28 protein-coding genes are annotated in these 26,496 nt (G+C 68.3%); 16 read left to right on the forward strand and 12 right to left on the reverse strand.

The features are described 5' to 3' along the window. Positions 1-141 precede the first annotated feature (141 nt). The 3 genes from ACTWPT_RS01215 to ACTWPT_RS01225 all read right to left on the reverse strand — a co-directional run bounded on the left by ACTWPT_RS01215 (position 142) and on the right by ACTWPT_RS01225 (position 4,024). Complete coding sequence (locus ACTWPT_RS01215; protein ID WP_443175322.1) at positions 142-1,698, reverse strand: FAD-dependent oxidoreductase; 1,557 nt, start codon at positions 1,696-1,698, stop codon at positions 142-144. A gap of 22 nt (positions 1,699-1,720) precedes the next feature. Beyond that, positions 1,721-3,187 (reverse strand): glycerol kinase GlpK, encoded by a 1,467-nt coding sequence (glpK, locus tag ACTWPT_RS01220; protein ID WP_443175323.1) that lies wholly within the window; start codon positions 3,185-3,187, stop codon positions 1,721-1,723. A gap of 87 nt (positions 3,188-3,274) precedes the next feature. Next, positions 3,275-4,024 carry an IclR family transcriptional regulator gene (locus ACTWPT_RS01225; RefSeq protein WP_443175324.1) on the reverse strand — a complete coding sequence of 250 codons (750 nt, stop codon included), beginning with the start codon at positions 4,022-4,024 and terminating at the stop codon, positions 3,275-3,277. Positions 4,025-4,268: 244 nt separating this feature from the next. On the opposite strand from ACTWPT_RS01225, the gene ACTWPT_RS01230 reads away from it, so the two are divergent. Then, positions 4,269-4,880: a TetR/AcrR family transcriptional regulator gene (locus ACTWPT_RS01230; protein WP_443175325.1), complete on the forward strand. Its 612-nt coding sequence runs from the start codon at positions 4,269-4,271 to the stop codon at positions 4,878-4,880. A 122-nt stretch (positions 4,881-5,002) separates the two neighbouring features. Then, the gene (locus tag ACTWPT_RS01235; protein ID WP_443175326.1) at positions 5,003-5,581 is read left to right on the forward strand and encodes a YqgE/AlgH family protein; all 579 of its coding nucleotides are present in this window, start codon (positions 5,003-5,005) and stop codon (positions 5,579-5,581) included. A 41-nt stretch (positions 5,582-5,622) separates the two neighbouring features. Here the strand turns inward: ACTWPT_RS01235 and ACTWPT_RS01240 are convergent, their stop codons facing one another. Next, on the reverse strand, positions 5,623-6,243 hold the full coding sequence (locus tag ACTWPT_RS01240; RefSeq protein WP_443175327.1) for a TetR/AcrR family transcriptional regulator: 621 nt from the start codon (positions 6,241-6,243) through the stop codon (positions 5,623-5,625). A gap of 157 nt (positions 6,244-6,400) precedes the next feature. Between ACTWPT_RS01240 and ACTWPT_RS01245 the strand changes: the two genes are divergently transcribed. The 6 genes from ACTWPT_RS01245 to ACTWPT_RS01270 all read left to right on the forward strand — a co-directional run bounded on the left by ACTWPT_RS01245 (position 6,401) and on the right by ACTWPT_RS01270 (position 13,669). Then, positions 6,401-7,996: an MFS transporter gene (locus ACTWPT_RS01245; protein ID WP_443175328.1), complete on the forward strand. Its 1,596-nt coding sequence runs from the start codon at positions 6,401-6,403 to the stop codon at positions 7,994-7,996. Positions 7,997-8,081: 85 nt separating this feature from the next. Further along, positions 8,082-8,342, forward strand: a complete 261-nt coding sequence (locus ACTWPT_RS01250; protein ID WP_443175329.1) for a DUF3039 domain-containing protein — start codon at positions 8,082-8,084, stop codon at positions 8,340-8,342. Between the two features lie 78 nt (positions 8,343-8,420). Beyond that, complete coding sequence (locus ACTWPT_RS01255; RefSeq protein WP_443175330.1) at positions 8,421-9,299, forward strand: zinc metalloprotease; 879 nt, start codon at positions 8,421-8,423, stop codon at positions 9,297-9,299. Between the two features lie 26 nt (positions 9,300-9,325). Further along, positions 9,326-10,711 (forward strand): MFS transporter, encoded by a 1,386-nt coding sequence (locus ACTWPT_RS01260; protein ID WP_443175331.1) that lies wholly within the window; start codon positions 9,326-9,328, stop codon positions 10,709-10,711. 83 nt (positions 10,712-10,794) lie between these two features. Further along, positions 10,795-11,799, forward strand: coding sequence for a hypothetical protein (locus ACTWPT_RS01265; RefSeq protein ID WP_443175332.1), 1,005 nt, complete (start codon positions 10,795-10,797; stop codon positions 11,797-11,799). Positions 11,800-11,914: 115 nt separating this feature from the next. Further along, positions 11,915-13,669, forward strand: a complete 1,755-nt coding sequence (locus tag ACTWPT_RS01270) for a DEAD/DEAH box helicase (protein WP_443175333.1) — start codon at positions 11,915-11,917, stop codon at positions 13,667-13,669. 254 nt (positions 13,670-13,923) lie between these two features. On the opposite strand, the gene ACTWPT_RS01275 is transcribed toward ACTWPT_RS01270, so the two are convergent. From ACTWPT_RS01275 to ACTWPT_RS01285, 3 genes are read right to left on the reverse strand one after another with little or no spacing between them, the layout of a single operon-like run. Next, positions 13,924-14,439, reverse strand: coding sequence for a GNAT family N-acetyltransferase (locus ACTWPT_RS01275; RefSeq protein ID WP_443175334.1), 516 nt, complete (start codon positions 14,437-14,439; stop codon positions 13,924-13,926). A 44-nt stretch (positions 14,440-14,483) separates the two neighbouring features. Beyond that, a complete protein-coding gene (locus ACTWPT_RS01280) occupies positions 14,484-15,578 on the reverse strand; it encodes a hypothetical protein (protein ID WP_443175335.1) in 1,095 nt (364 codons plus the stop codon). Between the two features lie 55 nt (positions 15,579-15,633). Then, on the reverse strand, positions 15,634-16,740 hold the full coding sequence (locus ACTWPT_RS01285; RefSeq protein ID WP_443175336.1) for a helix-turn-helix domain-containing protein: 1,107 nt from the start codon (positions 16,738-16,740) through the stop codon (positions 15,634-15,636). Positions 16,741-17,219: 479 nt separating this feature from the next. Between ACTWPT_RS01285 and ACTWPT_RS01290 the strand changes: the two genes are divergently transcribed. After that, positions 17,220-17,354: a hypothetical protein gene (locus ACTWPT_RS01290; RefSeq protein WP_443175337.1), complete on the forward strand. Its 135-nt coding sequence runs from the start codon at positions 17,220-17,222 to the stop codon at positions 17,352-17,354. 171 nt (positions 17,355-17,525) lie between these two features. Beyond that, on the forward strand, positions 17,526-17,903 hold the full coding sequence (locus ACTWPT_RS01295) for an STAS domain-containing protein (RefSeq protein ID WP_443175338.1): 378 nt from the start codon (positions 17,526-17,528) through the stop codon (positions 17,901-17,903). 128 nt (positions 17,904-18,031) lie between these two features. Here the strand turns inward: ACTWPT_RS01295 and ACTWPT_RS01300 are convergent, their stop codons facing one another. From ACTWPT_RS01300 to ACTWPT_RS01310, 3 genes are all read right to left on the reverse strand, one after another. Continuing rightward, positions 18,032-18,529 (reverse strand): hypothetical protein, encoded by a 498-nt coding sequence (locus tag ACTWPT_RS01300; protein WP_443175339.1) that lies wholly within the window; start codon positions 18,527-18,529, stop codon positions 18,032-18,034. A gap of 134 nt (positions 18,530-18,663) precedes the next feature. Beyond that, positions 18,664-19,233 carry an isochorismatase family protein gene (locus ACTWPT_RS01305; RefSeq protein WP_443175340.1) on the reverse strand — a complete coding sequence of 190 codons (570 nt, stop codon included), beginning with the start codon at positions 19,231-19,233 and terminating at the stop codon, positions 18,664-18,666. A gap of 14 nt (positions 19,234-19,247) precedes the next feature. Then, a complete protein-coding gene (locus ACTWPT_RS01310) occupies positions 19,248-20,531 on the reverse strand; it encodes a nicotinate phosphoribosyltransferase (protein WP_443175341.1) in 1,284 nt (427 codons plus the stop codon). A 46-nt stretch (positions 20,532-20,577) separates the two neighbouring features. Here ACTWPT_RS01310 and clpS point away from each other — a divergent pair, with 46 nt between their 5' ends. From clpS to ACTWPT_RS01335, 5 genes are all read left to right on the forward strand, one after another. Continuing rightward, the gene (gene clpS, locus ACTWPT_RS01315) at positions 20,578-20,871 is read left to right on the forward strand and encodes an ATP-dependent Clp protease adapter ClpS (protein WP_138673129.1); all 294 of its coding nucleotides are present in this window, start codon (positions 20,578-20,580) and stop codon (positions 20,869-20,871) included. Between the two features lie 19 nt (positions 20,872-20,890). Beyond that, positions 20,891-21,415: a DUF2017 domain-containing protein gene (locus tag ACTWPT_RS01320; RefSeq protein WP_443175342.1), complete on the forward strand. Its 525-nt coding sequence runs from the start codon at positions 20,891-20,893 to the stop codon at positions 21,413-21,415. A gap of 9 nt (positions 21,416-21,424) precedes the next feature. Further along, a complete protein-coding gene (locus ACTWPT_RS01325; RefSeq protein ID WP_443175343.1) occupies positions 21,425-21,826 on the forward strand; it encodes a Mov34/MPN/PAD-1 family protein in 402 nt (133 codons plus the stop codon). 152 nt (positions 21,827-21,978) lie between these two features. Then, positions 21,979-22,251: a MoaD/ThiS family protein gene (locus ACTWPT_RS01330; protein WP_138673133.1), complete on the forward strand. Its 273-nt coding sequence runs from the start codon at positions 21,979-21,981 to the stop codon at positions 22,249-22,251. A 1-nt stretch (position 22,252) separates the two neighbouring features. Next, a complete protein-coding gene (locus ACTWPT_RS01335; RefSeq protein ID WP_443175344.1) occupies positions 22,253-23,200 on the forward strand; it encodes a PLP-dependent cysteine synthase family protein in 948 nt (315 codons plus the stop codon). Between the two features lie 57 nt (positions 23,201-23,257). On the opposite strand, the gene ACTWPT_RS01340 is transcribed toward ACTWPT_RS01335, so the two are convergent. Together ACTWPT_RS01340 and ACTWPT_RS01345 are read right to left on the reverse strand one after the other, a co-directional pair. After that, complete coding sequence (locus ACTWPT_RS01340) at positions 23,258-25,129, reverse strand: DUF3352 domain-containing protein (protein WP_443175345.1); 1,872 nt, start codon at positions 25,127-25,129, stop codon at positions 23,258-23,260. Between the two features lie 84 nt (positions 25,130-25,213). Continuing rightward, positions 25,214-25,540 carry a hypothetical protein gene (locus ACTWPT_RS01345; protein ID WP_443175346.1) on the reverse strand — a complete coding sequence of 109 codons (327 nt, stop codon included), beginning with the start codon at positions 25,538-25,540 and terminating at the stop codon, positions 25,214-25,216. A 95-nt stretch (positions 25,541-25,635) separates the two neighbouring features. Between ACTWPT_RS01345 and ACTWPT_RS01350 the strand changes: the two genes are divergently transcribed. Further along, complete coding sequence (locus ACTWPT_RS01350) at positions 25,636-26,442, forward strand: thioesterase family protein (RefSeq protein WP_443175347.1); 807 nt, start codon at positions 25,636-25,638, stop codon at positions 26,440-26,442. Positions 26,443-26,496 lie beyond the last annotated feature (54 nt).

Below are 26,496 nucleotides of genomic sequence, written 5' to 3' on the forward strand. Positions count from 1 at the left end.
CCGGCGACCTCTGTTGCTCCGCGCCGTCAGCGGATGCACACCGGGCAGAGGGCTCTGCCCAAGCGGCCAGCTGGCCGGGCACCGTGCGGAAGGCCTACCCCGGCAGGATCACGCCCAGCACCGTGAGAGTGCGAGGGAGGGTTAGGGCTTCAACGGGGCTCGGCCGAGCAGTTGGGCGATCCTGGCGCGCACGTCGGGCGTGTCGAGGCCGCGGACGGTGAGGGTGGTGCGGCGGCGTACGATATCGTCCACCGTGGCTGCCCACTCGTGGTCGCGTGCGAAGAGCGCCTGCGCCCAGATGTCGGGCCCGTCCGGGTGGATGCGCTCGCCCAGCGCCGGGTCCTCGCGGATGAGCCTGACCAGGTCGAATGCGATCGAACCGTAGTGTGTGGCCAGATGCCTGGCCACCAGGGGATCCATACGGGCGCCCCGCTCCCGGTCCGTCCACAGCCGCATGGCAACCGCGTCGGGGCTGGCCAGCCCGGGCAGCGGCATGGCGGGCAGGATGTCGGCCAGGTCGTCGCCGAGCGGCCGCCCCGGCAGGTGGGCGAGCGTGTCGAGCACGTGCCTGCCGATGTGCCGGTAGGTCGTCCACTTGCCGCCCGCCACTGAGAGCATGCCGCCCTTGCCCCTGGTCAGCACGGTCTCCCGCTTGGCCGCCGCCACCTGGCCCGGACCTCCGGGCAGCACGCGCAGCCCCGCGAAGGCGTAGGTGATGTCTTCGCGCTTGAGCTGCTCGTCGCGTACGGAATGCCCGGCCTCGTCGAGGATCTGCGTGATGTCGGCCTCGGTGGGCCGCACCTTGGCCGGGTCGCCCTCGTACGGCTCGTCTGTCGTGCCGAGCAGCAGATGGTCCTCCCACGGGATGGCGAACGACACCCGGTACTTGTCGATCGGCGTGGTCAGCGCCGCCTTCCACGGCTCGTGGCGGCGCAGGACCAGGTGCGCGCCCTTGGAGAGCCGGATGCTCGGGTCCGCGCCGGGGTCCTCCATCCGCCGCAGGTGGTCCACCCACGGCCCGGTGGCGTTGAGCACGAGGCGGGCGGACACGCCGAACTCGGTGCCGTCGAGCCGGTCGCGCAACTCGGCGCCGGTCACGGTGCCGCCGGTCTTGCGCAGGTCGACGACCTCGGCGTGGTTGAGCACGATCGCGCCGGCGTCCACCGCGGCCCGCACGGTCATGACCGCGACGCGGCTGTCGTTCATCTGGTGGTCGCCGTAGACGGCGGCGGCGCGCAGGCCCTCGGTACGCAGCGCGGGCACCTTGGAGACCGCCTGCTGCGGCGTGATCACCTTGCCCATGCCGTCGCCGAACACCGACAGCGCCGAGTACAGGAACACCCCCGCGCCCAGCTTGGCGGCCCCGTGCGGTCCGCCCTTGTAGATCGGCACCAGGAACGTCAGCGGCTTGACGAGGTGCGGCGCGATGTCAGCGGCCAGGGCACGCCGCTCGCGGTGGTTCTCGGCCACCAGTCTGACGTTGCCGGTCTGCAGGTAGCGCAGGCCGCCGTGGACGAGCTTGGAGGAGGCGCTGGAGGTGGCGCCGGCGAAGTCGCCCGCGTCCACCATCGCGACCCGCAGCCCGGCCTGGGCCGCCATCCATGTCACCGACGTGCCCAGGATGCCGCCCCCGATCACGAGCAGGTCGAAGGTGGCGCTGGACAGCTCCTCGCGGATCCGCGCGCGCTCGGTACCCATCGCGATCATCATCGCCATACTCCTACTGCTCCACCCAGTCGAGGGTGCGGGCCACGGCCTTTTTCCAGTTGCGGTATTCCCGATCGCGGGCGACCTCGTCGATCGCCGGGCGCCACTCGGCGGCCTTGTGCCAGTTGGCGCGCAGGCTGTCGATGTCCGGCCAGTAGCCGGTCGCGAGGCCCGCGGCGTAGGCGGCGCCCAGCGCGGTGGTCTCGGACACCATGGGCCGGATCACCGGCACCGCCAGCACGTCCGCGAGCGTCTGCATGAGCAGGTTGTTGGCGGTCATGCCGCCGTCGGCGCGCAGCGTGGTCAGGTCCAGGCCCGAGTCGGCGTTCATCGCGTCCACGACCTCGCGGGTCTGCCACGCGGTGGCCTCCAGCACGGCCCGCGCGATGTGCCCCTTGGTGACGAACCCCGTCAGCCCCGCGATCACGCCGCGCGCGTCCGAGCGCCAGTGCGGCGCGAACAGCCCCGAGAACGCCGGCACGAAATAGCAGCCGCCGTTGTCGTCCACCGTCTTGGCCAGCGTCTCGATCTCGGCCGCGCTGGAGATCAGGCCCAGGTTGTCGCGCAGCCACTGCACCAGGGACCCGGTGACCGCGATCGCGCCCTCAAGCGCGTAAGTAGCCGGGGTGTCGCCGATCTGGTAGCCGACCGTGGTCAGCAGGCCGTGCTTGGAGACGACCGGCTCGTGGCCGGTGTTCATCAGCAGGAAGCTGCCGGAGCCGTAGGTGCTCTTGGTCTCGCCGGGCGCGAAGCAGGTCTGCCCGAACAACGCCGCCTGCTGATCGCCGAGCGCCGAGGCCACCGGGATGCCGCCCGGCGTGTGGCCGTAGACCTCGGCGGACGGGCGGATCTCGGGCAACATCGCGCGTGGCACGCCCAGCGCGGCCAGCAGCTCGTCGTCCCAGGCCAGCGTGTGGATGTTCATCAGCATCGTACGGCTGGCGTTGGTGACGTCGGTGACGTGGCGACCGGTGAGGTTCCAGAGCAGCCAGCTGTCCATCGTGCCGAACAGCACCTCGCCGCGCTCGGCCCGCTCCCGCAGCCCCGGATGCTCGTCGAGCAGCCAGCGGATCTTCGGCCCGGAGAAATAGGTCGTGAGCGGCAGCCCGGCCTTCTCCTTGAACAGTTGCTCGTGCTCGGCCAGTGCGTGGGTCAGCGGCGCCGTGCGTGTGTCCTGCCAGACGATGGCGGGGCACACCGGCCGCCCGGTCGCCCGGTCCCACAACACGGTGGTCTCGCGCTGGTTGGTGATGCCGAGCGCGGCGATCTCGCCGTCCAGACCGCCGAGGGCGTCCTCCATCACCCCCTGCGCGGCCTGCCAGATTTCGGCCGCGTCGTGCTCCACCCAGCCGGGCTTTGGGAAGATCTGGCGGTGCTCCCGCTGGGCGACGGAGACGATGTGGCCGGCCTGGTCGAAGACGATGCAGCGGCTGGACGTGGTGCCCTGGTCGATGGCGGCGACGTAATGCGGTCGAGGCACTGGGGTTCCTCGCAAGGTTCGGGTTCGACAATGTCGAACAACGAGAGAAATATTATTCGGTTGCCCGTGGGCGTTCAACTGTTTTGCTCAGCGGGCGAGATCGCGGGTGATCGCGCGGGCCGCGTCGCGTACGTATGAGACGAACTCCATGTGCAGGCCCCCTTCCGGCGCCAGCCGCTCGACCGCGCCGCGGATGCCGATGGCGCCCACCACGATGCCGCGCGAGTCCTTGATGGGCGCGGCGATGGCCACCTCGCCCTCGGTCAGCTCCTCCATCTCGGCCGCCCAGCCGCGCGTCCTGACCAGTTCCAGCTCCGTCTCCAGGAGACCGGGGTCGACGATGGTCTTCTTGGTGTGCGGCTGCAGCGGCGGAGTGAAGGCCTCGCCGTACGGGTCGTAGGCGAGCAGGACCTTGCCCAGCGCGCTGGCGTGGGTCGGTAGGTATGTGCCCACCTGCAGGGTCTGCATGCTGTCGTCGGGCCGGAACACGTGATGGATCACCAGGACGTGGCCCTCGTGCAGGGTGCCGATCCAGGCGCTCTCCCTGCTCCGCCCGGCCAGCGCGTCGGCCCAGTTGATGGCCCGGGTGCGCAGCTCGTTGACGTCGAGGTAGCTGCTGCCGAGGTGCAGCAGCGTGGCCCCGAGGCGGTATTTCCCCGTGGCCTGGTCCTGCTCGACGAAGCCGACCCGGACCAGCGTGCGCAGGATGCCGTGCAGTGTGCCCTTCGGCAGGCCCAGGGCCCTGGCCAGCTCGGCCACCCCGAGCTGCCGGGGACCGGAGGCGAGCAGCCGCAGGATCGCGGCGGCCCGTTCGACCGACTGAATCGTCTCTCCCACAATGGGCACCCTAGCGCAGTGAGGTTCGGTATTGCCGAACACGCCGTCCGCACCTATTTCCACGGCCGCTCGGCCCTAGAATTGCGCCGGCGGCAACGCTTCCTTCGAGCCACAGCGCAGAGAGCCCCGCGAACGACGCGGCCCGCAACAAGAGCCCAGGAACAGCCTGCGCCGTCCACGCATTACAGCTAATGGGATATACGTCCCGTTAGTTGGGCATGCCGTAGTCCGACGAGGAGACTTGATGGAACAACTTTCCCGCTCGGCGGGAACGGTGCGGCCGGGCGGCCGCACGGCGCGCGTGCGCGCTGCCGTGCTCGAGGCGACCCAGGATGAGCTGGTCGAGCGCGGCTTCCACGGCCTCACCATGGATCAGGTGGCGGCCAGGGCGGGCGTCGGCAAGACCACGGTCTACCGGCGCTGGGGGAGTCCGGCGGGCCTGGTCACCGACCTCATGATCGAGCTGGCCGACCAGTCCACGCCGCATGCCGACACCGGCTCGGTCGAGACGGACCTGCGGGCCAACGCCCTGGGCGTGTGCGAGGCGGTCAACGACGGGCGGCTCGGGGCCACGTTCCAGGCGATGATCGCCGCGGCCACCTGCGACCGGCAGGCGGCCAACGCCTTGCGGGCCTTCTATCTGCGCCGCATCGAAGAATGGGCCGGCGCTGTGGAACTGGCGATCCAGCGGGGGGAGCTCCCCAAGGGGACCGACGCCATGGAGGTGATCCGGGCGGTCTCGGCCCCGATCTACTACCGCCTGGTGGTCACGCGGGAGCCGGTGACTCCGGAGGTCGCCGAAGGGTCGGTCCGGCGGGCGCTGGCCGCCGCCCGGGCCGGAGCGTTCATCCCATAGGAGCCGGACGACACGGCTGTACAGCATGGTGGCCGCTGCCCCAACGTGCCCAAATGACCGCGTAAAGTAACATGGGCACACTGGGGCAGCGCGAACCCCCTTCGACCCTTCATGATGGATGTATGGCGGAAGCGATCTACGTCGGCGGTTTGTTGGTGGCGACCCCGCTTCTCGACGACCCCAACTTTCGGCGTAGCGTCGTGCTGGTCCTCGAACATGACCATGACGGCGGCACTCTGGGCGTGGTGCTCAACAGGCCGAGCGACATCTCGGTGACCCAAGTCCTCCCTGTGTGGGACCCACTGGTCACCGGGCCGCCGGTGCTCTTCGAGGGCGGGCCCGTGCAGACCGACAGCGCGCTGGCGCTGGCGGCGGTCCCGAGCGGTGAGGAGCCGCTCGGCTGGCGCAGGTTGCATGCGGGCACCCCGGCCGTGTCCCGGCTCGGCACGGTGGATCTGGACGCTCCGCCGGAGATCCTGCAGGGCGAGATCGCGCAGATGCGCATCTTCGCGGGCTACGCGGGCTGGTCCTCGGGACAGCTGGAGAGCGAGATCGCCGAGGGCGCCTGGTACGTCGTCGACTCCGAGTCCGGCGACACCTTCCACGCCGATCCCGGCTCGCTCTGGCGGCACGTGCTGCGCAGGCAGCCCGGCGAGCTGGCCTTCGTGGCCACGTGCCCGGACGACCCCACGATGAACTAGCCGGCCTTCGTGGCGACGTGCCCGGAGCACGCCACGATGAACTAGCGGGGCGGCTGTAGGTCCCAGCCCGGTTGGAGCGAGCGCTCGGCCAGCTCGATCGTCTCCCCCATGCGGCCGGTGATCTCCGACAACGTCCCGTCGCGGCGCGGGCACTCGAACCCCACGCGCAACGTGGACATGGCGAACGCCACGATCAGGTGGGACAGCTGGTCGGTGTCGGGATCGGCGCCCCGGCGCTCTGCCACCAGCTCCGCCAGACGCCGCTCGGTCTGCGCGCCCCTGGCCACCGACTGGCCGATCAGGCGCGGATTCTCCTCCAGGATCCGGCGCAGTTTCAGGAACCTGGCGGACTCGTCCGGCGTTGAGCCCTGCATGTCGCTCAGCACCGCGCGCAGCGCGTGCATGAGGGCGTTGAACGGGGGCTCGTCCTGCGGGCGGAACGCCAGGGTCTCCAGCATGATCTCCTCACCGTGGTCGTGGAACCACAGCACCAGGTGATCTTTGCTGGTGAAGTAACGGAAGAAGGTGCGGGGGGAGATGTCGACGACGCCCGCGATCTGCTCCACCGTGGTCGACTCGTATCCTTGTTCGAGGAACAGGTCGAGCGCGGCGTCGAGGATCGCCAGGCGTGTCTTCTCCTTCTTGCGTTCTCGAAGACCCACAGCCGTCACTCCCTCGCAACCTTCCTGTCACAGTGTGCCATAAGTCACCTGCTGCCGATTAAAAGTCATTTGTCATTTGTCATCGACTGACATAGATTACCCGAGGCTTACGAGATCTATGCCCTGATGTGGGCGTATGTGTACTGAGGGGGACTTCATGGCGAACGCGAAGGCGGTCGATGCACCGCCATCGCCTGGCTCTGTGAAGACGGGGACAGGGGGAAATCCGTGGCTGGTGCTGCTGGCCGTCAGTCTGGGCGTCATCATGGTGATGCTCGACGGCACGGTCGTGGGCATCGCCAACCCGTCCATCCAGGCCGACCTCAAGGCCTCGCTGTCCGACCTGCAGTGGGTCACCAGCGGTTACCTGCTGGCTCTGGCGGTCTTCCTGATCACCGCGGGGAAGCTGGGCGACCTGTTCGGGCACAAGCGGGTCTTCCTCATCGGTGTGGGCGGCTTTGCGCTCTCCTCGGTGGGCATCGGCTTCAGCGCCGAACTGGCCGACGTCATTCCCGGCGTCACGCCCGTCGGCGCGTTGATCGGCCTGCGGGTGCTGCAGGGCCTGTTCGGCGCGCTGCTCCAGCCCGCCGCCCTGGCGTTGCTGCGTACCGCATTCCCTGGTGAGAAGCTGAACCAGGCGATGGGGGCCTGGGGCGCGATCATCGGTCTGTCCAGCGCCGCGGGGCCCATCGTGGGCGGTGTGCTGGTCGAGCAGGCGAGCTGGCAGACGGTCTTCTTCATCAACGCGCCCGTCGGCATCGTCGCCCTGATCATGGGCACCCTCCTGATCAAGGACAGCCGGGCTCAGACGCTGGCCAGGATCGACTGGCTGGGCGTGCTGCTGCTGTCCGGCGCGATGTTCGCGCTCGTCTGGACGATCATCAAGGCGCCCGAGTGGGGCTGGGGCGACAGCACGACCCTGACCTTCGTGGCCGTGTTCGCGTTGCTCATCGGGGCCTTCATCTTCTGGCAGAGCAAGGCTCGACAGCCGCTGGTGCCGCTGTCGTTGTTCAGGAACGCCTCGATCTCCATCGGCACCGTGCTGATGATGATGGTCGCGTTCGCCATGTTCGGCGCGATGTTCTTCCTGGGTTTCTTCTTCCAGGGCGTGCACGGTCTGTCCCCGTTGGAGGCAGGCCTGCGCATGTTGCCGATGAGTGCCGGCATGATCTTCGCCTCGCCGCTGGCGGGCATGGCGCTCGGCAGATTCGGGCCGAGGCTCACGATGGCGGCGGGTCTGCTGGTCACCGCACTCTCGATGTTCCTCATGTCCAGGCTCAGCATCGACGCGTCGTTCATCGAGAGCGGCATCCCGTTCCTGCTGCTGGCCTTCGGCATGTCGCCGGTCTTCGTGGGCGCCACGGAGATCATCGTCGGCAATGCCCCGGTGGAGATGACCGGCGTGGCGGGCGGCGTCCAGCAGTCGGCCATGCAGGTCGGCGGCGCGCTCGGCACCGCGGTCCTGGGCGCCGTGATGGCCGCCCAGATCTCGGCCACGCTGCCCGGCCACCTCGGCCCGGCGGCCCAGGCGATCCCGGCCGCGCAGTTGGAGGGGCTGGAGAAGGCGGCCGCGTTCGGGGCGGCGCCGCCCGGGCTGGGGCAGCCGATCGTGGACGCCGTGCACAACTCGTTCATGGACGGCATGTCCGTGGCCTTCCTTGTCAGCACCGGCATCGCGGTGCTCACCGCCGCCCTGACTCTCTTCGTGAAGTCGGGCCGCAAGACCGAGGGCCAGCCGGTCCACGTGGGTTGATCATCGGGTACGGCTTCCGCCACGCGGCGGGGGCCGTACCGCCATGTGGGGGAGGCGGTCGCGGCGGGGGCATAAAATCGGGGGGGTGAGCACGAAGATCCTCCCAAAGCAGGAGACCACGCCGCGGACGTCGCACGGCGACGGCGATCATGAGCGGTTCGCGCACTACGCGGACAAGCACAAGATCACTGAGAGCATGGTGACCGGCACCCCCATCCGCGCCCTGTGCGGCAAGGTCTGGGTGCCCAGCCGCGACCCCAAGAAATATCCGGTCTGCCCGGAGTGCAAGGAGATCTACGAAGGTCTGCCTGCGGGTGGCGGAGACCAGGGCGACAACAAGCAGTGAGTGTTGCTGAGGGGTAATCCCCCCAGGTAGAGCTACGGTCTGTAGCCAGACCAGCTCGTACCGTTATTGGGGGACCCCATGGCCCGGCGCGCGACCGCCGTCTCGTTGGCATGCCTGCTTGCAGTGGGGATCGCGCCACCGCTCCACCTCGGTGCCGCCCAGGCCGCCGTGTGCGCCGGATCCCCGCCCAGGAGCACGCCGGGGCCGCGCTCGCCCCACCCGGAAGACGTGGCCAAGGTCATGGCGCAGCTCGACCGTCGGCTGGCCGGGGTCACGCCACCCACCAAGATCACCGTGCCCACCCGCGTGCACGTCCTCACCCGAGGCGTACGCAAGGTCTCCGCGCAGGCGATCAGGGGCCAGATCGCGGTGCTCAACTCCGCGTACGGCGGCGCCTTCGGCGGTGTGGACACCGGCGTACGATTCCGGCTCGACGGCATTTCGGTCAAGGAAAACGCCGCCTGGTTCGCCGATCCCGTGGGCAACGAGCAGGCGATGAAGAACGCGCTGCACCAGGGCTCGGCAGACACGCTCAACCTCTACATCGCCCAGCTCAGCGAGCTGATGCTGGGCTTCGCCAGCTACCCCTACTGGTACGCGGGCGCGCCCCTGCTCGACGGCGTCGTGATCGACTGGCGCAGCCTGCCGGGCGGGACGATGACCAACTACAACCGGGGCTTCACCGGCGTCCACGAGATCGGGCATTGGCTCGGCCTGTTCCACACCTTCGAGAACGGCTGTAAAGAGCCGGGCGACGGCATCCACGACACCCCGGCGGAGGCCCGGCCGACCGAGGCGTGCCCGGCGCACAAGGACACCTGCACGCAGGCCGGGCGGGATCCCATGCGGAACTTCATGAACTACACCCACGACCGATGCATGGCGGAGTTCACGAAGGGGCAGGCGGAACGGATGCACCAGATGTGGGCGGCGTACCGGCACACCTCAGATATTTAGTTTGTGCGGCTAATTACGATGTTGGGGTGACAGGACCGAAAGCACTCGACGCTCCCCACAGACCTCCCCGGATCCTCGGCCCGGCCTACCGCACCGCCACCCTCGGCATCCTGCTCGTCGTCACGCTCGTGGCCTTCGAGGGCATGTCGGTCGGGGTGGTCATGCCTGAGGTGGCCCATGAGCTGGACGCGTTGGACCTTTACGGCCTGAGCTTCTCCGCCTTCCTGATCTCCAGCTTGTTCGCGAACGTGGTGGCCGGGCTCTGGGCGGACCGGCGCGGTTACCCGATGCCGTTCGTGGCCGGGTTGATGCTGTTCGTGGCCGGTATGGGACTGGCGGGGGCCGCGCAGTCGGCGATGATGTTCCTGGCGGCGCGGGCCGTTCAAGGGCTGGGCGCCGGGGCCTCGATCGTGGCGCTGTTCGTGATGATCGCGCGGGTCTATCCGGCCGAGATGCGGCCCAAGGCGTTCGCCGCGATCTCCGCCGCCTGGGTGGTGCCCTCCATGGTCGGCCCGGCCATCGCGGGATCCGTGGCGGAGCAGTGGGGCTGGCGGTACGTCTTCTACGGGATCATCCCGCTGATCGTGCCCGCATTGCTGATGCTGGTCCCCGCGCTGCGGAGGCCGAGCTCCTCCGATGACGCGCCCGGGGACGGTCCGCGTTCGCGGCCGCTGGCGATGACGCTGGCCGCGGCCGCGACGGCCGGCGGGGCGGCGGCGTTGCTGCACGGGGTGGACCGGCTCCACCTCGCTCCGGTGCAGGGCGCTCTTGAGACGGCGGCCGGGCTGGGGTTCCTGATCTACGGTCTGTACCGGCTGCTGCCGCCCGGCGCGCTGCGGTTCACCCGAGGGCTGCCCATGACCGTGCTGATGCGCGGGTTCTTCTCGGCCGCCTTCTTCGGGGTGAACTCCTTCATCCCGCTGGCGCTGCAGGAAGTGAGGGGGTTCGATGTGAGGGAGGCGGGAATCGCGCTGACGACGGGGGCGCTCGGCTGGTCGGCGGGCTCGTACCTGCAGAGCCGGCGGGACGTGGAACCGTACCGGAGGATCAGGTTCGGGGCGGCAGGTGTGACCGCGGGCGTCCTGTTGTCCCTGCTGTCCGTCCTGCCGGGGATGACCGGGTGGGTCGCGGTGCCCGCGTGGATCGTGGCCGGGTTCGGGATGGGGCTCGGCATGGCCACCATCAGCGTCACGGCGCTCAAGCAGTCACCGGTGAACGAGCAGGGGGCCAACTCGGCGGCGCTGTCGGTGACGGACATGCTGGGGTCAGCGCTGGCGATCGGGGTCGGCGGGGCACTGATCAACCTCATCGGGCACACCTCCGCCGAGATCGCCACCGGCTTCGTCGTCATCTGCCTCCTCATGGCGGTCATCGGGCTGGCCGCCACGGTGCTCGCCGCGCGCATCCGCTGAATTCCGCACCTCCTGTCACATCGATCACGGTTCGCCGGATCCTCGTGGCGAGGAGTGATAGGACAGCGGGACAAGGAGGTGTCATGGAGGGTGATCACCGTGTCTGGCCGCCTCAGCCGGGGGCCAGGCATCGCCGTACTCCTCCAGAGGACACGGAGCCCGAGTGGGGCCGGGCTCCGGCGCGCCGTGACGAGGAGCCGCGTCAGGGGCGTCCCCGGAAGCCGCACCCGCTCGACTTGGACGTGGGGGAGAGCGAGGATCTCGGCGAGCCGTGGAACCCCCGCATCCGCAGGACCACTGAACGCGACCCCGGCGACGGTCCGGATTGGCCGCCGGGCGGAAGCCCGGAGCCGGCTGGGGGCTGGGGACGGGGCCCGGAGCATACGGCGGAGCTCGATGACTGGGGACGCGCGGAACCGGCTGCGGGCTGGGGGCGGGAAGGCGGAGCGCCGTTGTCCGCGCCGCCATGGGACACACTGCCGCCGTCCGCCCGGCTCTACGGCACCCCGGCGGATCCCGGGACGCGCAGGCGCGCGGGCACGCATATGTGGCGGCGGTGGGCAGGCGTGCTCGCGGCGCTGTTAGCCGGGACAGGGCTGGTGGCGGGGGCGACCGCGGTGGTGTTGCGGATCACCGAGCCACAGGCGGAGACGGGCGCGCTGAGCGACACGCTGGCCGGGGTGACCGCGACGTTGCCACAGGGATGGAGCGTGGGGGCGGTGCCTCCGGTGACGGGGTTCACCTCGGTCGTCAGGAACGGGAACGGGGGCCTGGTCATGGCCAGGCCGGTGCCCGGCGGCCTGGAGAACGCCAAGGAGGCCACGGCCCAGGCGGCGGAGCTTTACTCCAGGCTCCTGCTCAAGGGCGACCGCGTGAACATCGTGGAAGACAAGGAGATCCCCGGGGGCCACACACGGGCGCTGCGGGCGGAATACCAGGACGTGGTCAACCGGCCCGCCTTCATGAGAGTGATGCTGGTCACTCGCGGCGACAAGGCCGTCCTGCTCGTCGGGCTGCTCCAACCCGAGGAAACCGCAGGCAGGCAGGCCCTCGACGCGGTCATGACGAGCATCCGACAAGCGGCATAGCACGTGAGGGAGACCTTGGCCAGAATCCACGGCGCACGGCACGTCTTGTCGGTGGGCCCGATTACTCTTGGGTCACTGTGAGAGAGCGAAGCACACGAACCCCAGAGGTGATGCGGTGAGCACCTTCGCCGCGTCCCACCTTTCGCCTTCCTATCCAGACCGCGCCGCATGGGGCACCGCCCAAAAGCTGCGTGCCTGGCAGCAAGAGGCGTTCGACCTCTACTTCAGGCGGGAGCCACGTGACTTCCTCACCGTGGCGACGCCGGGCGCGGGCAAGACGACCTACGCCCTGCGCATCGCCAGCGAGCTGCTCAGCCGCGGGGTGATCAGGGCGATCACCATCGTGACCCCCACCGAGCACCTCAAGCGTCAGTGGGCCGACGCCGCCGGGAAGGTCGGCATCGGCATCGATCCGGAGTTCAAGAACAGCCAGGGCACGACGTCGCGCGACTACACCGGGGTCGCGGTGACGTATGCGCAGGTCGCCATGCACCCGGCCCTGCACAGGGCGCGCACTGAGGCACGCAAGACGCTGATCATCTTCGACGAGATCCACCACGCGGGCGACGCCAAGTCGTGGGGCGACGGCGTGAAGGAGGCGTTCGAGCCCGCGACGCGCCGGCTCCAGCTCACCGGGACGCCGTTCAGGTCCGACGACAACCCGATCCCCTTCGTCGCGTACGAGGAGGATGGGGAGGGCCTCAAACGCAGCGTCGCCGACTACTCCTACGGCTACGGGCCCGCCCTGGACGACGGGGTCGTGCGGCCGGTCATCTTCCTCGCCTACTCCGGTGAGATGAAGTGGCGCACGCGCGCCGGCGACGAGCTCGCCGCGACGCTCGGCACGCCGCTCACCAAGGACCAGCTCTCGCAGGCGTGGCGGGCCGCGCTCGACCCCAAGGGCGACTGGATCCGCCAGGTCATGCAGGCCGCCGACCGCCGCCTCACCGAGGTGCGCAGGGGCGTGCCCGACGCGGGCGGCCTGGTCATCGCCACCGACCATGAGACCGCCCGCGCGTACGCCCGCCACCTGCGCAACATCACCGGCGAGGGCGCCACCGTGGTCCTCTCCGACGACCCCGGCGCCTCGAAGAAGATCAAGCAGTTCGGCGCGTCTCAAGACCGCTGGCTGGTCGCCGTACGCATGGTCTCGGAAGGCGTCGACATCCCCCGCCTGTGCGTCGGCGTCTACGCCACCTCGACCTCGACCCCGCTCTTCTTCGCCCAGGCGGTGGGGCGTTTCGTGCGTGCCCGCAAGCGCGGCGAGATGGCCTCGGTCTTCCTCCCCTCGGTGCCCACGCTCATGGGGCTGGCCAACGAGATGGAGGTGGAGCGCGACCACGTGCTCAACAAGCGGCCTCCGGAGGACGGCCTCGACGACAGCCTCCTGGAGGATGCCAACCGCAAGAAGGACAACCCGGACGTCCTTGGCGACGAGCTGCCGTTCGAGACGATGGAGACGTCGGCCACCTTCGACCGGGTGTTGTTCGACGGCGGCGAGTTCGGCACGGGCGCGGAGGTCGGCTCCGCCGAGGAAGAAGACTTCATCGGCCTGCCCGGTTTGCTGGAGCCCGACCAGGTGGCGACTCTCCTCCGCAAACGGCAGTCGGACCAGCAGGCCGCCAAGCGCAAGCAGCAGCCTGCGGAGGAGCCGCCCGAGGCGCTGGCGCCGCACGAGCAGATCGCCGAGCTGCGGCGGGAGCTCAACGGCCTGGTGGGTGCCTGGAACCATCGCACGGGGCAGCCGCATGGGGTCATCCATGCGGAGCTGCGACGCTCCTGCGGCGGCCCACCGATCGCCCAGGCCACGGCCGAGCAGATCCAGGAGCGGATCGACACGATCCGCCGCTGGGCCACCCAGCGCCGGTAACCGGTTCGCGCCCATGATCTCCAACCCGCGCTGATCGACCGGCCACCCGCAGGGACGCCGGGCCGGCTCTCCCCGGCCGCCGCTCCTTGCCTGACCGGCGCGGTGACATCGTGCCGCGGGACACGTGCCAGGGCCACATGTGGCGGGGCCGCATGTGGCGGGGCCGCATGTGGCGGGGCCGCATGTGGCGGGGCCGCATGTGGCGCGGCGGGGTGGCGTGCCCTGACATGCTCCTCACGCTCGGCTGCGGCGGGTCAGCGGAAACGGTTGCGGCCGAGTTGCCTGACCATGATGCGGCACACTTCCGGCCGCCGTTCGTACGTGCCGTCCGGGCGATACACGACCTCCGTTGTGGCCACCTGCCCATGCGGCCATTCGACATACCCTCGGCGGTGATACAGCCGCTGGGCGGCGAGGTTGTCCAGCCTGACGCCGAGGGCGACCTGTTCGTGGCCGGTGGCGAAGAGCCGGTCCTCGGCCGCCCACAGCAGCTGCGTCCCGATCCCCTCGTTACGGCGCCCGGCGATGACCTCCAGGTGGGTGAGCAGCGCGACACCCGGTAAGTGGGCACGCAACTCCGGCTCCTCGGCGGGCGCCAGCCACACGTAGACGTCGCCCACCGCCGTGTTCCGCTCCCAGGCGACGAGGAGGAACCCGTGCCCGGCCTCTTGCCTGGACAGCCGGTCGCGGAAATACGCCTTCTGCCCGAGCGACCGGACTATCCTGCGGAGATCGGTATGGTCGGCTTTGCGTATATCTGGTGCCCCCACGGACGGACAGATTCCCTGTTGGCACTCGGGTGAATCAACATCGTCTAGGCCATGGACGTCCACCAGCGCAATTGCGGCTCACTGTCTTTCACGAGCCATTTCATCGCGTCAGCGGCCGAGTCCAGCTGCGGGGTCCCGGCGAAGTGCTCGGCCCATCGGCGGCGGTCTTCCCTCCAAGCTTCGATATAGGAGACGCAGAGCACCTCGTCGATGCGATGATGGCGGCCCAGCGCGGCTTCGAGCGATGCCTCCATGGCCTGGCGGTTCTTCAGAGAGCCCGCCGGGAGCCGCCTGACTCGGCGCAGCACGTCGCTGATGAACGCCTTGCGCTGGGCGAGGAAACGGGTCCAGTACGCCGGGTCGGTCGCGCCCGCCCAACCCGTCTTCTTCCCTCCGTCGAGCAGCCAATAGACGCCCTCCGCCAGCACGTCGCCCAGCTCTTGGTCCCGTGCGCGAATGGGGCGGTCAAAAGGGTCGTACTCGCGTTGCGTCACCTGCCCGGTCACCGCCAGCCGGCGTAGTGACGTCTCATCCAGCAGGTAGAACCAGTCCTCGTTGTAAATATTGGGGAAGAACGACGGATTGCGCGTCGTCTCCACGGCGAGGGCGCCGCCGCCCACGAACGAGTCCTGATCTCCTCCGGCCAGCCGGTGCGCGTGGCACACCACCGAATTATCCGGGTAGCCACCGATATGCATGCCTACCGCGTCGTACTCGTCGAGCAGAGCCGCAGCACGCGCGACCTCCTCATGACTGCCCACCTCGATGTCGTCATCCAGGAAGACGATGCGCTCCCAGCCCATCAGCCGGGCCAGCAGAAGTCCGACGTTGCGTTTCGCGCTCAGGTCGGTCACCCGGGCGAACGGCGTGTTCTTCAGCTGAGTCGTCGTCTCGAAGTCCGGCAGGTTGAGCGAGGCCGGATTGCCGATGTCGATCGCGATGAACTGGACGTCGCTCGGCATCAACAGGGCCGCGAGCTCCGGCTTGCTCCATTTGCGGCTGTGCAGCGTCACGAGGGGACAACCGAGCGCGCTCGCCAGGCGAATGACGTGTTTCAGCCACGCCGGATGCCGGATCGTGGGGACGACGATGGCATCGACGGCTCCCGGCTTCGCGCTGACGGGACCCTCGTCGTACATGTCCGCCAGATGCCGGTGGGAGCCGTGGTGATGCTGCGTCCTGACCGTTGCTATTTCAGTCTCCATTGGTGGGCTCCGGCCATTCGTGTAACCGGAACGCGTCGATGGTCCAGTCAGGCGTGACGACGGCTCTGCCCTGGACCCCGACCCGCATCAGAATGCTGTACGACTCCGCGTCGCCGAACCGCGACTCCAGATAGCCGGCGTTCCTGTCGTGGAATCGAGCGTCGGTCAGCGCCCGGACCGCCCCGTACACGCCTCTGGCGAATATCCCGTTGCATATCGTCAAAGTGCGTTCGACGTTGTAGGGGTTCACCCCGCGATAGAAGAAGGCGACATCCTCCAGTAGTCGAAGGTTATCGCCAGAACCCACTGTGACCGGATAGTACCGCTGCGTGTCCCCATCTGTCTCGACCTCGAAATACGGTCCCTTTTCGCCCTCCCAGTCGGGGACCTGCCGCACCGGGAGCTCGATGCGCGCGAGCGTGGACGCGGTGACCGCGTTGTAGTCCACGCCGCCCAGGAGCACGACATGGGTGGTCAGGTCGTCGGATTGGAGATCGTCCCTGGTGCGCACCGCCGCCCGGCTGTGCCGGTTCACGTTCCGCACGTGACCCCACAACTCGAATAACGAGTCCAGGTCCGAGTAGCGGTAGAGCTCGGTGTAATCGGCGTTCGCGGGGTCCGCCTTCGGGATCCTGGCGCGGTCCTCTTCCGGGATCTGTGAGCAGATGATCGTGATCGGCTCGCCCCTGGGGAAGTGCCATGGGCCGCGGCGGTGGGCGCCCTCGGCGAGTTCCGGCTCGAAGACCTCGCCGGAGCTCTGCTGTCGCAGCGCCGCCTGACGTAGCTTGGTCAGCTCGGTGAGCAGCTTCTTGTGCTCGTCGCGTTCGTCCGGGGTCAGCTCGGATTCGTCGAGCAGGCGGGCCGTGCCGTTGTCGACGGATCGTTTGGTCGCGAAGAACCTGGCGTACTTCTCCAGCCGATGCAACGGCGGGATCTTGATCACCGAGCTTGACTCCCAGGAGGAGATCAGCGGAACGCTGATCTTGAACGCCTCGCGCAGCTGGGCCTGCGTGACATGCACATCAGGCCATTGGCTTTCGCGGAGCTCGCGCAGACGTTGAGCAAGCGCCGTCCCCGCGAAGTCGTCACCGCTCATGTCGGCCTCATTCGTGTGAACTTCACAAATATCTAGTAAACGCCCATTCGGATGCCCGAGATGATGGCGAATTCGCAGCTAGACCGTAACGGAACGGTCTACTAGCGAGAATCGGGCGCACAAGAGCCCTCAGTCTAGCCAGCTATCTCTGGCAGCAGTGTGCGAATGTATCGGGTTCAGCCAGGGAATCACAAAGAGAGACAAACTTCAGTTAAGGAAGCTGAAGTTCCCTGAATGCAGATGAGGTGGTTCATGCCGCGAGCTTGATGAGCCACACCCACAGGAGCGGCATCCCAGCGGAAAGACGGCGGACACCCCGAGGACGAGCCCGATCGTCCGGAGGTGTCCGCGAAGGCAAGGTTGCTGTCACAACGCGTCGCACCAGGGAAACTTTTATGACAAATCTAGCTCTGTACCTCTCAGTGGCAATGCCGCCTCCGACCGAAACCGAGGCCGGGTCGCTCCTCATCCTGGCGACCATGATCACCCTGGTGGTGGCCGCGATCCGCTGGATGGCCCGGCGGACGCGCGTCATCATGGTGGTCAGCGGCACGAGCGTCCTGCTCGTGATTCTTACCGTCCTCGTTCTCGCGTACCTGATCCTCGCGGTCTGAGTGCGCCTTCGCACGCGGAGCTCCGCCCCCCAGCGCTGCGCGCGTCCGTCCGGTCCGCTTCCGCCGCGGCCTATGCATTTGGACACAGAGCAGTGGCCTTCTGTTAGAACCTTGGTGGAAGCGGCAACAACCTCTTTTGGCTCGTCTTGGGATGTGCAAAGGACTTCGCCAATGTCATCTGAGGCCAACCGGAAGCCGACGCTCAGTGTGACTTCAGGCCTCTCAAGAAACGCCATCATCATGAGGCTCGAGGGCGAGCTCGACGTCAACGCGGTGCCCGTGCTGCGCGAGCACCTGCAACGCATCTGGGAGCTGCCCCCGCAGCCCTTCCTGATCCTGGACCTCGGCGAGGTGGCGTTCTGCGACTCCATGGGGATGAACGAGCTCGTCAGTGTCATGCAGCGCTGTGAGGCGCGAGGGACAAGGCTGCTGCTCGGCGGGGTTCAGGGGGTCATGGCCAGGGTGTTGTCGATCACCGGGCTCCGGCATGCGTTCGAGGTCTTCGCGAGGATCGACGACGCCCTGCGGCTGGCCGTGGCCGCGCCCTAAGGCCGGCTCTAGGTGCTGGGCCAGCATCGAGCCCTCCTCGAACCGCAGCCCGGGGAAGCGGCCGGCCGTGGGTGAACACGACCGGCTAGCCGCAGACGACTGCATTGGGGGTTGGGGGTCAGGCATGGCTAGGTCATCGGTGCCGGGATCCGGCGGCCGCTGCGGCCATCAACCGGGATATGATCTGATCTTTCAGGCAACGGGACTGTTACTCGGGCCGTGTCGCCTTTGACCCGTACGGGAAGAACGGTCCGGCGATCGTCAGGACCCGGGACCGTACGCACCCAGACCAGCAGCCGCCTCCCCTTGGCACGGACGGTGACCTCGGCCGTCTCGCATTCACGGCGGACGGCGGGCCAGGTCAGAACCAGAGCCTTGCCGACCCTGGCGGACCGCGGGGCAGGGGTGCGTTCGTCACAGGCAGGCGTCGGTGACAGGTCGTGGGACACCACGGAGTGCTCGGGGATGGAATCCTCGGCGAGCTGGTTCATCACGATCGTGCCGCCTTCAAGCAGCGCCAGCGTGAGGATCGCGCCCATGCGCTCGGCGGTGCTGCCCTTGACGAGGAGCCACAGGCTGAGAGGGGCGAGGAGCAGCCAGGCCACACTTAAGGAGAGGGCCAGCATGAAGAACCTCCCACGACGAGGAAGACGTGTCACTCTCCGTGTTACTCCGACCGCGGAGAGGGTTCGTCCCTCTTGGATATCACATCACCTCAGCGTTTCACATTGTGTACGCATCGTGATGGACAGGGGAGTGATCAGCCGACGGCAGGCGCTCCCCGCAAGGTGGCGCCCGCCGCCTTCAGCTCCGCTATCGCCGCCTCGGTCGTGCCCCGCGAGACGCCGGCCGTGAGGTCCAGCAGGACCCGGACCGCCAGGCCGTGCTTGACCGCGTCCAGGGCCGTGGCGCGCACGCAGTGGTCGGTGGCGATGCCCACCACGTCCACCTCGTGCACCCCGCGCTCCTTGAGCCAGTCCACGAGCGACACCTCGTCGCCGGACGCGCCCTCGAATCCGCTGTACGCCGCCGCGTACGCCCCCTTGCTGAAGACCTCCTCCACCGCCGACACGTCGAACGACGGATGGAAGTCCGCCCCCGGCGTCCCGGCCACGCAGTGCGGCGGCCAGGTCGAGGCGTAGTCGGGCGACTCCGCGAAGTGGTCGCCGGGGGAGACGTGGTAGTCGCGGGTGGCGACCACGTGGTCGTAGCCGTGGTCCGCCACGTGGCGGGTGATCGCCGCCGCCACCGCGGACCCGCCGGCCACGGGAAGGCTGCCACCCTCGCAGAAGTCGTTCTGCACATCGACGATGATCAACGCGGTGCCCATATAGGCACGATACGTCAGGCGAACTCCGTGGGGACCGCCGCGTACCCTCTGCCCAGGTGGAGGGCCTCCAGCGGAAGCGTGGCGACGGCCTGGGCGTGGCGTTCGCGGGCGGCGGACAGGGGCTCTGCGCCGACGACCTCGCCGTCGCGCACCATCTCGTGCAGGAGGGGGATGCCGCCTTCGGGGACCATGCCACTGGTGGTGATCAGCTCGATCTCGGCGTGGCCGGCCGAGTCCAGCACCCGGTACGCCTCCTTGCGGCCGCCCCGCGACGGTTTGCCCACCGAGCGCTTGGCCACGGGCTCCAGCTTCCCCGTGGCCGTCTCCCGCGCCACCAGCTTGTACACCAGCGCCGCCGTGGGCACGCCCGACCCGGTCACCAGCGAGGTGCCCACTCCGTACCCGTCCACGGGGGCGGCGGCGAGCGCGGCGATGGCGTACTCGTCCAGGTCCGAGGTGACCAGGATGCGGGTGTTGAAGGCGCCGAGCGCGTCGAGTTGCTCGCGCACCTCCTGCGCCGCGGCGGCCAGGTCGCCCGAGTCGATGCGGACCGCCCCGAGCTTGGGTCCGGCCAGCTCCAGCGCCGTGCGGACCGCCTGCGGCACGTCGTACGTGTCCACCAGCAGGGTCGTCTCCGGCCCGAGTGAGGCGATCTGGGCCTCGAACGCCGCCCGCTCGGAGTCGTGCAGGAGCGTGAAGGCGTGCGCCGCCGTGCCGGCCGTGGGGATGCCGTACAGGTGGCCTGCCATCAGGTTGGAGGTCGAGGCGAACCCGGCGATGTACGCGGCCCGCGCGGCGGCCACCGCCGCGCTCTCGTGCGTCCGGCGCGAGCCCATCTCGATGATCGGGCGCTTGCCGGCGGCGTTGGTCATGCGGGAGGCGGCGGAGGCGATCGCGCAGTCGTGGTTGAGAATCGACAGGATCAGCGTCTCCAGCAGCACGGCCTCGGCGAAGGTGCCCTCCACGACCATGATGGGAGAGGCGGGGAAATAGAGGTCGCCCTCGCGATAGCCGTAGATGTTCCCGGAAAACCGGTAATCGGCCAGAAACGCCAGGGTGGCTTCGTCCACGACTTGGCGCGCCCGCAGATAGGTGAGTTCATTGTCACCAAAACGGAAGTGTTCGAGCTCGTCCAGGACACGTCCTGCTCCGGCGACAACCCCGTAGCGCCGCCCGCCCGGCAGGTGTCTGGCGAACACCTCGAAGACCGCGCGTCTGTGGGCCGCCCCGCTTCGCAGCGCGGCCTGCAGCATCGTCAGCTCATAGTGATCTGTGAGCAACGCAGTGCTCATGGTCATTGTCACGACTCGAAGACTACGGCCCAGATAGGGCAGACTCGGGGATGTGGGTAGCACCGCTCCAATCACCGTCGAGCGTCCGTCATCGGACGTCCGGCCCGATCTGCCATGGGTGACCATCGTCTGGAACGACCCGGTCAACCTCATGTCCTACGTGACCTACGTCTTCCAAACGGTCTTCGGCTACACCAAGGAGAAGGCCGAGAAGCTCATGATGGACGTACACCACAAGGGCAAGGCGGTCGTGTCCAGCGGCACGCGCGAAGAGATGGAACGCGATGTGCAGATTCTCCACTCCTACGGCCTGTGGGCGACGCTCCAGCCGGATTCGGTCAAGTGATGCGCGTGAAGAGGTGCGGGTGAGTTCGGGGTTCTCGCCGGGCAAAGGTGGCGGAGTCGTCGCGCGGTTCGAGGCCGCGGAGGTCTCCCTGCTGCGCTCGCTCGTGTCGATGACGCTCGGCCTCGTGACGCCGGGGCAGACGAGCGACGATCCGCTGGAGCGGGCGCTGGGCATCGGTGCGACCGAGGCTCCGTCGGACCCGGTGCTGGCGCGCCTGTTCCCGTCGGCGTACGAAGACGACAAAGAGGCGGCCGAGTTCCGCCGCTACACCGAGGCCACGCTGCGCGACGGCAAACGCGCCGACGCGCAGACCGTGCTCGACAGCGCCGCGTCGGGGCGCTTCGACCTGACGTCCGAGCAGGCCCAGGCGTGGCTGCGGGCGCTCAACGACATCCGGCTCACGCTCGGCATCAAGCTGGAGGTGACCGAGGAGGTCCACGATGAGATCGCCATGATGTCCGAGGACGACCCCAGATACCCGGCCTACGTCACCTACGACTGGTTGACCTACCTCCAGGACAGCTTGGTCCGGGCGCTCTGGTAATTTCCGGGCATGCTCTCGATCTCGCAGGACTTGGCGGACAAGATCGTCGCCCATGCCCGCGCCGACCACCCCGACGAGGCGTGCGGCGTGATCGCGGGCAAGGACGGCGTTCCCGAGCGGTTCATCCCGATGGAGAACGCCGAGCGCTCGCCCACCTTCTACCGCTTCGACTCGATGGAGCAGCTGCACGTCTGGCGCGAGATGGACGACCGCGACGAGGAACCCGTCGTGATCTACCACTCCCACACCGCCACTGAGGCGTACCCGTCACGCACCGACGTGTCCTACGCCTCCGAGCCGAACGCACACTACGTTCTGGTCTCCACCAGGGAAGAGAACGAGGTGGAGTTCCGCTCCTACCGGATCCTCAACGGAGAGATTACCGAGGAAGAGGTAAGGTTTCTCCCATGATGGTCCGGCCTGTGCAGAGCTTCCTCTTCGCGCACACTCCGGCTGTCGTCGTCTACGACTGTTGATCCCGACGTCACTGAGCCTGGAATCCCCTTTCCGCCATCGGCGTTGCTGCCGATGGGACGACGACTGACGTGAGGAGACTGACCGCGATGGCCATCGAGGTTCGAATTCCGACCATTTTGCGCAACTACACCGACGGCGCGAAGGCCGTGAGCGCCGAGGGCGCCACCCTCGACGAGCTGATCACCAATCTGGAGTCTCGCCACCCGGGCATCAAGGACCGCCTCGTCGACCAGGGCGGCCTGCGCCGCTTCGTCAACGTCTACCTGAACGACGAGGACGTGCGCTTCCTGGGCGGCCTTGGCACGCCTGTGTCCGACGGTGACACGGTGACCGTCCTTCCTGCCGTCGCCGGCGGGTGACATGCGTTTCGAATCGCTGATCGACTCGGTGGGCCGTACACCGCTGGTCGGCCTGCCGAGGTTGTCGCCGTCCGCCGACGTACGCGTATGGGCCAAGCTGGAGGACCGCAACCCCACCGGCTCCATCAAGGACCGGCCCGCGCTGTGGATGGTGGAGCAGGCCGAGAAGGACGGCCTGCTCACGCCCGGCTGCACGATCCTGGAGCCCACCAGCGGCAACACCGGCATCTCGCTCGCCATGTCGGCCAAGCTCAAGGGCTACAAGCTGATCTGCGTCATGCCGGAGAACACCTCCGAGGAGCGCCGCCAGCTGCTGCGCATGTGGGGCGCCGAGATCATCTCCTCACCGGCGGCCGGCGGCTCGAACGAGGCCGTGCGTGTGGCCAAGGACCTGGCGGCGAAGAACCCCTCCTGGGTGATGCTCTACCAGTACGGAAACCCGGCCAACTGGCGCTCGCACTACGAGACCACGGGTCCGGAGATCCTCGAGGACCTGCCGACCGTCACCCACTTCGTGGCCGGACTCGGCACGACGGGGACGCTGATGGGAGTGGGCCGGTTCCTGCGCGAGCGCGTGCCGGACGTGCAGATCGTCGCCGCCGAGCCGCGTTACGGGGAGCTGGTCTACGGGCTGCGTAACGTGGACGAGGGGTTCATCCCCGAGCTCTACGACGAGTCCGTGCTGACCACCCGCTTCTCGGTCGGCTCCGCGGACGCCCTGCGGCGTACCCGCGAGCTGCTGACCACGGAGGGCATCTTCGCCGGCGTCTCGACCGGGGCCGCGCTGCACGCGGCGCTCGGGGTGGCCGGGAAGGCGGTCAAGGCCGGGGAGCGTGCCGACATCGTGTTCGTGGTGGCCGACGGCGGCTGGAAATACCTGTCAACGGGCGCCTACGAGGGCACTCTGGACGAGGCGGAAGAACGCCTCGAAGGCCAGCTCTGGGCCTGAACGCCTGGAAATGCGGAAGGGCGGCCGGTCGGGAACCGGCCGCCCTTCCGTTTGCCCTTAGTTGAACAGGACCCGCATCGAGAACGTCGCCTCGGTGTCGGTAGTGGTGCCGCTGATGCCGATGGCCCGCAGCACCTGCAGGTTGGCCTTGTCGTCGCCCTGCATGTTCTTGAGGTAGAGGTTCTCGACCTTGTCCAGGTCGACGAAGAGCGCCGACGTCGCCTCGTCCGCGTTCGGGATCGCGGTCTGGAACGTCTCCGAGTCGCCCAGCGTGCCCTCCTCGGCCAGCTTCTTGGCGTACTCGTCCGTCGTCGCCACCGTGAAGACGCCGTCTCCGGCGACCTTGGCGATCTGAGGAGCGGGCTGCCCGCTGGAGGTCATCGCCTGCTGGATCTTGTCGAGGATGGCCTGCGCCTTCGCCGGGTCGGTGGCGATGCGCACCCCGCCCTTGATCTGGTTGCTGTTCAGGCCCTGGCTGTCCACCGCGAGCGTGAAGTTCTTGCCGAAGACCGTGGCGAGGTCAGCCGGCAGGTCCAGGCCGAACTGAGTCTTGGCCTGCTCGATGAGCTGCTTGATCTCCGCGGCCCCGGTCGCCGCGGCCTGCTTCTCGATCTCGGCCCACTGCTTGGTGACGACCTCGTCCAGGCCGGAGATCGACAGGGCGCCCGCCGTGGTGGCGGGCAGGGTGCCCAGGTTGGCCTTGGGCAGGTCGCCCTGGGGCAGCATGCCCGTGGCGCCGCGCACCGTGCCGGCGAACTCGACGTAGGCGCTGTCGAAGCGCAGGGCGCCGGCGAACCTGGCGTCCTTGATCTTGTCGATCGCCGCCTTCTGGTCGGCGGGGAGCTCCTTCTTGGCCAGGTCGATCAGGCCGCCCATGTCGGCCCAGAAGGACAGCACGCCCTGCTCGCCGACCGCTCCCATGTCCTCGCTGAACTCCGCGTTGTCGGCCAGGCTGCCCTCGGCCTGCGCGTACTTGTCGGCCAGCGACTGATTGGCGGTGAGGAGCGCGTAGTCGTCGCGGAAGGAGATGCCGTACTTTTCGCCGTCCATCAGCTTGGCGATGCCGGCCTTGGCCTGCTCCTGGTCCTTGACCTGGACGGCCACCGCGAAGTCGGGCTCCTCCTTGCCGGAGGGGACGGCGGCGAAGCCGACGCGGTTGCCCAGCCACGGGTCGACGTCCTTGGCGAAGTCGACCCCGTTGTCGGAACCCTTGTTGATCGAGTCGAACAGCGCCTTGCGCGGGTCGTCGCCGGTGAAGGAGTCCTTGGTGACCGTGAACTTCCTGGCCAGCTGGAACAGTGCCACCTTCTGGTTCGCGGCCGGGTCCAGGTCGAGGCGGGCGTAGGCGATGGAGTTGGCGGGCAGGACGTCGTTCGGCTGCGTGCCGCCGCCGCCGATGGCGCCCACGGCCCACACCGCGCCGCCGCCGAGCAGGACCACGGCGAGCGTCGCGGCGCCCGCGATCAGCCAGCCCTTGCGGCTCTTCTTGGCCGGCTCGGCGGGGCCGAAGCCCTCAGGCCCCTGCTGCTGCCACCCTGCCTGCGCGTACTGGCCCTGCTGCCAGCTCTGCTCCTGCTGCCAGCCGCCCTGGGCCTGCTGCCCATATGCCGGCTGCTGCTGCCCGTAAGCCTGCTGGCCGTAGGGCTGCTGTTCATAAGCCGGCTGCTGCTGCCCGTAGGGCTGCTGACCATGGCTGCCCTGCTGCTGGCCGTAGGGCTGCTGACCATAGCTGCCCTGCTGTCCATAAGCGCCTTGTTGGTCGTGGCCCTGCTGGTCGTAAGAGCCCTGCTGCCCATAAGCCCCCTGCTCGCCGTAGGGCTGCTGCTGCTGGGGATAGGGCTGCTGTGGAGGGTACGGCTGCCCTTGGTTCCAGTTGTACGCCGTGGTCCGGTCAGGATCCTGGCCGTAAGGGGGATTATTCGCAGACATCACTCAACTCACAATGTGGACTTTAATCACAGAGAAGTTAGCTGATGTTGCTTGTCGGCCGCTTGCAATGTGCTGAAGTCGGAATCAGACCCTGTTGAGCTCCTTTCTCAGCACATCGATATGCACCTCGCCGTCCGCGTAGTCTGCGACGCTCGACCACGGCACGAATGCGCACCCCGCGTAGACCACCCGCGCGAGAGCCCGGGAGAGCCAGGGGACGCGCCCGCGGAGGTCGCGGGTGAGCCCGAGCAGGAGCGGCGCGCGCCGGCTGGACACGACAAGGCCGTAGACGGTGTGGCTCTGCTGGAGCTCGCCCTTGTGCTTGGCCATGCGGATGTCGACGACGTGACCGACCCACACCCCGTGGCAGTCCCAGACGGACTGACCTATGAGTTCGGTGACAACAGTCATGATCAAATTCTCGCACCCTGACCGCGTTTTCGCAGGTAGGCGCGCTGGCAGGTGCATGTCGTACAGTATGGGGTTACTAGAATATAGTTCCAGGCTTGAGGCGGGAGCGGATGACCAAGTTCGACGAGGCCACCCAGGCGATCAGGGTCGACGACGGAACCTACGACGTGTGCATCGACCCCGGATACGCCATCGGAGGCCCGCTCAACGGTGGCTACCTCATGGCGGTGATCCTGCGCGCGGCGGTGGACGCCTCGCCGTTCGAGCATCCGGTGAGCACGACCGTGCAGTTCCTCAAGGCGCCGGTGCCCGGGCCCGCGCAGGTCAGGGTGAAGCCGTTGAAAGCAGGCAGGACGGCCGCCTTCGCCCGGGCCACGCTCGTGCAGGAGGGCGTGGCACACATCGAGGGCTTGATCACCACGGCCACGTTGAACGATGCTGAGCCGATTTATGCCGAAAAATCGGCGTATGACATGCCTGCCCTCGAGGACTGCGCCAAACTCCCCGACCCCAAGCCCGAATCGGGCATGACCCTGAACGCCCAGATGGAGCTGCTCTTCGACCCGCCCACCATCGGCTGGCTGAAGGGCGAGCCCACCGGCCGGCCGGAGTCGCGGGCGTACTTCAGGATGACCGAGCCTCAGGACCCGGACCCGTACGTGCTGGCGCTGGCCGTGGACGCGCTGCCGCCCGTGGTGTTCGCGGCAGGGTCGCGCGGCTGGGCGCCGACCGTGGACCTCACCTGGCACCTGCGTGCGCTGCCCGCGCCCGGCTGGCTGACCCTGCTCGGCAGTGGCCGGCTGATCTCCGACGGCTGGTTCGACGAGGAGGTCGAGGTACGCGACTCCGCCGGCCGCCTGGTGGCCCAGTCGCGTCAGCTCGCACGGGTCGGCAGGGGCTGATGTGAGCAACGCAACACCGCTTCAAGCTCACGTGTCGCACGTGAGCGAGCGTAG

Source organism: Nonomuraea sp. 3N208 (assembly GCF_052245935.1).
In the GTDB taxonomy this organism is placed as follows: domain Bacteria; phylum Actinomycetota; class Actinomycetes; order Streptosporangiales; family Streptosporangiaceae; genus Nonomuraea.

Bases quoted from the DNA above. Each gene is read 5' to 3' on its own strand.
- ACTWPT_RS01340 (WP_443175345.1), bottom strand. From the start codon at position 25,129: ATGTCTGCGAATAATCCCCCTTACGGCCAGGATCCTGACCGGACCACG.
- ACTWPT_RS01295 (WP_443175338.1), top strand. From the start codon at position 17,526: ATGTCATCTGAGGCCAACCGGAAGCCGACGCTCAGTGTGACTTCAGGC.
- ACTWPT_RS01235 (WP_443175326.1), top strand. From the start codon at position 5,003: ATGGCGGAAGCGATCTACGTCGGCGGTTTGTTGGTGGCGACCCCGCTT.
- ACTWPT_RS01325 (WP_443175343.1), top strand. From the start codon at position 21,425: ATGCTCTCGATCTCGCAGGACTTGGCGGACAAGATCGTCGCCCATGCC.
- ACTWPT_RS01245 (WP_443175328.1), top strand. From the start codon at position 6,401: ATGGCGAACGCGAAGGCGGTCGATGCACCGCCATCGCCTGGCTCTGTG.
- ACTWPT_RS01265 (WP_443175332.1), top strand. From the start codon at position 10,795: ATGGAGGGTGATCACCGTGTCTGGCCGCCTCAGCCGGGGGCCAGGCAT.
- ACTWPT_RS01290 (WP_443175337.1), top strand. From the start codon at position 17,220: ATGATCACCCTGGTGGTGGCCGCGATCCGCTGGATGGCCCGGCGGACG.
- ACTWPT_RS01255 (WP_443175330.1), top strand. From the start codon at position 8,421: ATGGCCCGGCGCGCGACCGCCGTCTCGTTGGCATGCCTGCTTGCAGTG.
- ACTWPT_RS01215 (WP_443175322.1), bottom strand. From the start codon at position 1,698: ATGGGTACCGAGCGCGCGCGGATCCGCGAGGAGCTGTCCAGCGCCACC.
- ACTWPT_RS01345 (WP_443175346.1), bottom strand. From the start codon at position 25,540: ATGACTGTTGTCACCGAACTCATAGGTCAGTCCGTCTGGGACTGCCAC.
- ACTWPT_RS01335 (WP_443175344.1), top strand. From the start codon at position 22,253: ATGCGTTTCGAATCGCTGATCGACTCGGTGGGCCGTACACCGCTGGTC.
- ACTWPT_RS01330 (WP_138673133.1), top strand. From the start codon at position 21,979: ATGGCCATCGAGGTTCGAATTCCGACCATTTTGCGCAACTACACCGAC.
- ACTWPT_RS01300 (WP_443175339.1), bottom strand. From the start codon at position 18,529: ATGCTGGCCCTCTCCTTAAGTGTGGCCTGGCTGCTCCTCGCCCCTCTC.
- ACTWPT_RS01310 (WP_443175341.1), bottom strand. From the start codon at position 20,531: ATGACCATGAGCACTGCGTTGCTCACAGATCACTATGAGCTGACGATG.
- ACTWPT_RS01305 (WP_443175340.1), bottom strand. From the start codon at position 19,233: ATGGGCACCGCGTTGATCATCGTCGATGTGCAGAACGACTTCTGCGAG.
- ACTWPT_RS01230 (WP_443175325.1), top strand. From the start codon at position 4,269: ATGGAACAACTTTCCCGCTCGGCGGGAACGGTGCGGCCGGGCGGCCGC.
- ACTWPT_RS01280 (WP_443175335.1), bottom strand. From the start codon at position 15,578: ATGTACGACGAGGGTCCCGTCAGCGCGAAGCCGGGAGCCGTCGATGCC.
- ACTWPT_RS01285 (WP_443175336.1), bottom strand. From the start codon at position 16,740: ATGAGCGGTGACGACTTCGCGGGGACGGCGCTTGCTCAACGTCTGCGC.